3 protein-coding genes and 1 pseudogene are annotated in these 5,256 nt (G+C 60.7%); 3 read left to right on the top strand and 1 reads right to left on the bottom strand.

Annotated features, from left to right (window positions below; genetic code table 11):
* A pseudogene (locus VCB98_RS13615) lies at positions 1–212 on the bottom strand (apolipoprotein N-acyltransferase); the annotation flags it as partial.
* A 572-nt stretch (positions 213–784) separates the two neighbouring features.
* On the opposite strand from VCB98_RS13615, the gene VCB98_RS13610 reads away from it, so the two are divergent.
* The 3 genes from VCB98_RS13610 (at position 785) to VCB98_RS13600 (ending at position 5,157) form a co-directional block, all read left to right on the top strand.
* Positions 785–1,357 (top strand): hypothetical protein, encoded by a 573-nt coding sequence (locus VCB98_RS13610; RefSeq protein ID WP_346053453.1) that lies wholly within the window; start codon positions 785–787, stop codon positions 1,355–1,357.
* An 11-nt stretch (positions 1,358–1,368) separates the two neighbouring features.
* Positions 1,369–3,789: an ABC transporter permease gene (locus VCB98_RS13605; RefSeq protein ID WP_346053452.1), complete on the top strand. Its 2,421-nt coding sequence runs from the start codon at positions 1,369–1,371 to the stop codon at positions 3,787–3,789.
* 126 nt (positions 3,790–3,915) lie between these two features.
* A complete protein-coding gene (locus tag VCB98_RS13600) occupies positions 3,916–5,157 on the top strand; it encodes an efflux RND transporter periplasmic adaptor subunit (protein WP_346053450.1) in 1,242 nt (413 codons plus the stop codon).
* Positions 5,158–5,256: the final 99 nt, after the last annotated feature.

Here is a 5,256-nt window from a genome sequence, read left to right as displayed (position 1 = left end):
CCGAAGCTGCCCAGGCCAAACAGCCAGCCCAGCCAGAAGGCCCGCCGCGGCCCATGCCCCCGCCACAGCCAGAAGGCCCCGGCCAGGGCCACCAGGGCAAGCGGCCAGATGCCGAAAGGTGCAAAGGCCCCCACCAGCAAGACCCCCGCTACCACACTCAGAAGTGATTCATGCCGTGGTTGTCGTGCCCATTCCAGTAGCTGCGTGATCACAATTGGTCCCGTCCGCCGCGCAAAGCGGCAATTATGTCATGCCCGAGAGCCCTGATTAAGCATCGAGAAGCTGATCATTGGACTGCCGCCAGATGCACGCGCTCATAATTTCAGCAGAAAAGAATACAAGTTTTGTGGCATATATCACAGTTTTTGTGCGATTGTCCTGTTATCGATTAAAGGGTGTCGTATCGGTTCTTGATGCTGTGCGGGGATAAGCCTTGGGCTGGCACTCACACAGCATCCGGTGGTTACGAAGCACGTTGGTGCGGCACGCATTAGGGAGGTTCTGGACGAAATGCAGAAATATTGAAGAGACTGCAATGCTGAAACCGAACCAGACGATAATACTGGCATTGATTGTTACCGTAACCGGCCTTTTTCTGGCGCTCGCTCCCCAGGTAGCAGCAGCATGTGATGTGATCGTGTGTAGTTTGTTTGGAGGGGACTTGCATTGTCTCGTTGAGATTGAAGGGGAAGTCCGTATTTGCAACTCTGCCAATAACTGTTCGTGTTGATAGGAAAGATTACGAGTTGAATGATTTCGTAACGGCTTTGGATGGTGGTGGGGCATGGACATCAGGTCCCATCACCGTTTACGCGAAAGACGTATCCTGGAGTATGTGACCATGCCTAACAGAATTCAATTCCTTCTCCTTCCGGTGTTGGCATTGGTAGCGCTTGATGCCTGGGCAGATGATGTTCCCGAAGGTTGGCAGTTGATCGAGCCCGACACCTTTGCGCAGGTCCAGGCGCTTTATGTTGCCGAAATGAACTGTGACCTCTATGTTCCGAGCGTCCAGGTCTATTCCGTCGAGGATGAACGCTTTCTCAGTGCCCGAGAAGTCGAGCTGCTGGATGCGGAATCCGCTGAATTTTTGCCAAGGCAATGGGATCGCTGTGACAAGGCTGTCAGCCTGTCCAGCCTTGCCGACCTCTATAGTTTCGACACCGAGTCGCTTGACGATTTTTTGGTGTTCGCCTTTGACTTGTTTGACGGTCCAGATCCCGAACTCTATCGGGACAAAGTCTTGGAGCGGCGCGAGGCTGTCGCTCGACTGGTAAATCGAATTCCGGAGGCCAATCAATTTTGGATCAGCATTGCGCTACCCGGTGACCGGGGGACTTGGCAGGCACCTGACTGAGCGGCCATATTTTGATCCGAGGCCTCACAAACGCATTGGTTGGTGATGCAATTCACGCCGTTCGGCTCTATGCCAGGACACCCTTGCAGAGCCTTACCACCTTGTTTGTGATTGCTGTGGCGGTAGCACTCGCCGTAGCGCTGGTCGGTCTATATAGCAGTCTGCTCTTGGATACACCACCCGGTGTGAGTAACGCCGAGCGGGTGGTGAGTGTGGGCCGCACTGATGGCGAGCGATTTGAGCCGCTAAACGGGCGACTGCAATCCCATCTCCGGGAAAGCAGCATTGGCCTAACTGGCGTGGCGGGGGTCAGCTACCTTCGACAGGAAGCGCGTCTGCGAGAGGAGCAACGCCACCTGGATATTGGTCTGGTAAGCGAGGGCTTCTTTCAGGTTGTCGGCGTGCGGCTGGTCGAAGGTCGCATCCTGGATGCCAGTGACCATGGCGAGTCCGCGCGGGTGGTGGTGATCAGCTACCGACTCCGAGACCAGGTCTTCGGCGATCTTGACTCTCCGCTGGGCGAGAGCATCACTATCCAGGGCGAGCGTTTTAGGGTTGTGGGCGTCACGGCTGCCGGTTTCCGAGGCGTGCACCGTGACGCTCCGACCGATATCTGGGTGCCTCATCAGACCTGGCAGAATGTGGTCGCCGCAGTACCAGCGCCCCTAATAGAACGGCTCCCCCTGATTTTATTCGGACGGATTGCTAAGGGCACCTCGCTTGGTGCACTCAGGGAGAACCTGAGCAGCTTGCAGGAAAGACTGCCCGCCGCTGCCAAAGAGGACTTGGGCGGCATGCGTCTAGCGGTATCGTCGACACTGAGCCGGGACCCGGCACACCAGCAGATGGCCGAGCGCCAGCTTGAGTTGTTTGCCCTGAGTGCCGTTCTGCTTGCAGTGATAGCCGCAGCCAATCTGAGCCTTTTCTTTCTTGCCCGCGCACCGAAGCGCCAGCGTGAGATGGCAATTCGTATGGCGCTTGGTGCTACTCACTGTCGGTTACTCGGCCAGATGTTTGTAGAGGCCTCGTTACTGGTAGTCGCTGGTGGCTTGCTTGGTCTTCTCTTGAGCCTTTGGCTTGTGACGGGCCTGAAGACCATACCCACTATCGACGTCGATCACTGGGACGGGGCCCTGATCGACACCCGCACCCTGCTATTCGCAATGGGATTGATCGCGTTGCTCGCTGCCGTCGTGGCACTTGCACCGGTGATGGACTTGCGGCGGCGCACAATTCTGGAACGCAGTCGCCCCTGCGTGACACGAATTCGGGTCGGCCAGCGTCTGTTGGCTGTCGTCCAGGTAGGGGTTGCCGGTTTGGTCATCGCCGTGGCTGCCTTCCTCGCCATGGCACTCGCCCAGTTGCTGGTCCAGGGGCCTGGCTACAAGCCGGAGGGAGTCCAGGTTTTCGTGCTGCAGCCCGATGTTGACGGTCCATTCCGACCCGATTTCCGCGAGGCCCCCAACCTGCACCGACAGATACGCGAGCGCCTGCTCGCTCTGGAGGGTGTGGACGCTGTCGGATTCCAAAATGCCGTGCCTACTCGTGCACACCCTGAACAGCAGCCCTTCCGACCGGAAAACGGTCAAAAGGAAACAGTTCAGGCCGCAGCCCTGGTGGGCCGTGCTGATTGGCTTCGAGTCCTGGATGTTCGAGTCCTGCGAGGCTCACTACCGGAATCCGACGATGAGCTGGCCGTGGTGGTTAATCGCCAGTTTGCCCTGCAAGCCTGGGGCGATATCGATGTTGTAGGCAAATGGCTACAGCCACCTCGGCATTTACGTGGTGGTGCCCCTTCCCGGGTGGCGGCGGTAATAGATGACCTCAGTTTCGGCCATCCCGCTGAACCCGAACGAGCTGTGGTGATGCTGAACACCCTTGGTGTGATGGATTTCGCCGCCGATGTTCTGGTGCGGGGGGAACTGTCGCAGGACAGCTTAGCTGAGGCGATTGGTACTGTGCTGGCTGATTTTACGCCGCCCCTACATGTCACCGAGCGCTACGCCCTGCAGGGTGAATACGACGCGCTACTGGCTCCAGACCGGGCACGTGTGGTCGTCAGCACGGCGGCCGCTTCGGTAGTCGGTGCTATCGCACTGCTTGGCTTTTTCGGTATCTTGCGTTACATGGTTGAAAATGGGCGCTTCGAATTTGCGCTGCGCGCCGCCCTGGGTGCTGGCCCGCGCCAACTCCGTCGCCAGGTGATGTGGCGCGGTCTGGTACTGGGCTTTCCCGGCTTGGTTTTCGCTTTCCTCCTCGCCGCTATCGGTCTGTCGCTGGTAGGGGGGCGCCTAGACATAGCTGGCCTGTCTCAGTGGCCGGCAATACTGGTCGCCATTACCGGGCTGGCGTTGGCCCTGTGGCTGGCCAGCCGTGGCCCGGCCCGCCAGGCTTCACATACCGAACCCGGAAAGTATCTGCGCGACGAGTGAACCTCCTGTCTGGCCCGGCCTCTCAGTTTGTGCCGAAATTTGTTCCGGGGTCTGTACCGGGTGGGCTGATTTCCGGCATGCTTGTCCCAGCTTGTCTGGACGATGGAACGCAATAAGGGGGAATGCTTGGATATTAGACGGGATACTGGTGGCCGGCAGCGCCGCCGCATGATCGCCTGGGCCGGGGGCGGCCTGGGCTTTTTTGTCCTTGTGGTACTCGCCTTCTGGCTGTCGGCGCGACCACCGGCAGTGGCCCAGTCGGATATCTGGACCGGTTCCGTCCTGCAGGGGGAGCTGATCGCCGAGGTCAGCGCCACCGGCCAGCTGGTGGCGCCGGAGATTCGGGCCGTGACCAATCGCAGTGACGGTGTGGTGGAGCAGATTCACGTGCTGCCGGGGGCCGAAGCCGAGCGGGATACCGTCTTGATCGAGATGTCCAGCCCGGAATTGCTCGATGAGCTCGCCCGTGCTCGCTGGCAGCTGGAGGCGGCGCGCGCCGATGCCGCCCGGGAGCGGGTGGAGACGGCCAATGAACTGCTGCAGCTCGAAGCCACGGTGGCCAATGCCGATGCCGAATACCTGGGCGAGCGCATGGAACTCGAAGCCCTGGAAGAACTGCAGGTGGACCAGGTGGTCTCCGACCTGGAAGTCCAGCGGACCCGTTTTCGGGTGGAAGCCCTCAAGCGGCGATTCCAGGCCGAGCAGTCCCGCCTGGACCGCTTCGACGAGCTGCGTGACGCGCGAGAAGAGGCCACCGCGGCCCGGCTGTCCGAGCTCGACTCCGAGGTGGAGCAGCTGGAAAAACGCGTGGCCGCGCTCCAGGTGCGTGCCGGATTCGCCGGGGTGGTGCAGGAGGTCAATGTGGAAGAAGGCCAGCGCCTGAGCTCGGGCGAGGCGGTGGCGCGCATCGTCAACCCGGAGCAGTTGATTGCCCGCTTGCGGGTCCCGGAGCGTCGCGCCGGGGAGCTGCTCGTGGGCATGTCGGTGCGTCTCGACGTGGGCGGCGAGACCCTGAGTGGCGAGATCGAGCGCATTGATCCCACCGTGCGCGATCGCCGCGTGGAGGTGGATGTCACCCTGCCCGGTAACCGGCCCGAGGGCCTGCGCCCGGATCTCACCAGCAATGCCCGGATCGAAGTGGCCCGCCTGGACGACACCTTGTATATGCCGCGCCCGCCCTGGGCCGATCCGGACACCACCGCCACCGTGTTCGTGCTGCGGGGCAGCGAGGCCGAGCGCCGGGAGGTCCGCTTCGGCCAGGCTTCCAACACCGAGATCCAGGTACTGAACGGCCTGGCCCCGGGCGATCAGGTGATTCTGACCGACATGAGCAATTGGAGCGACCACCCGCGTCTGCGGGTGCAGTGATCCAGCAAGAAGGGAACAGACGATGAGCAATGAACTGATCCGCATGCAGGGCGTGACCCGCGTTTATCTGACCGAGGAAGTGGAAACCCACGCCCTGGC

The sequence above is a fragment of the Natronospira elongata genome (assembly GCF_034931365.1).
In the GTDB taxonomy this organism is placed as follows: Bacteria; Pseudomonadota; Gammaproteobacteria; order Natronospirales; family Natronospiraceae; genus Natronospira; species Natronospira elongata.
Note: the sequence above shows the minus strand (reverse complement) of the source record. Positions and strands in the feature narration are given on the sequence as shown.

Bases quoted from the DNA above. Each gene is read 5' to 3' on its own strand.
- VCB98_RS13610 (WP_346053453.1), top strand. From the start codon at position 785: ATGGACATCAGGTCCCATCACCGTTTACGCGAAAGACGTATCCTGGAG.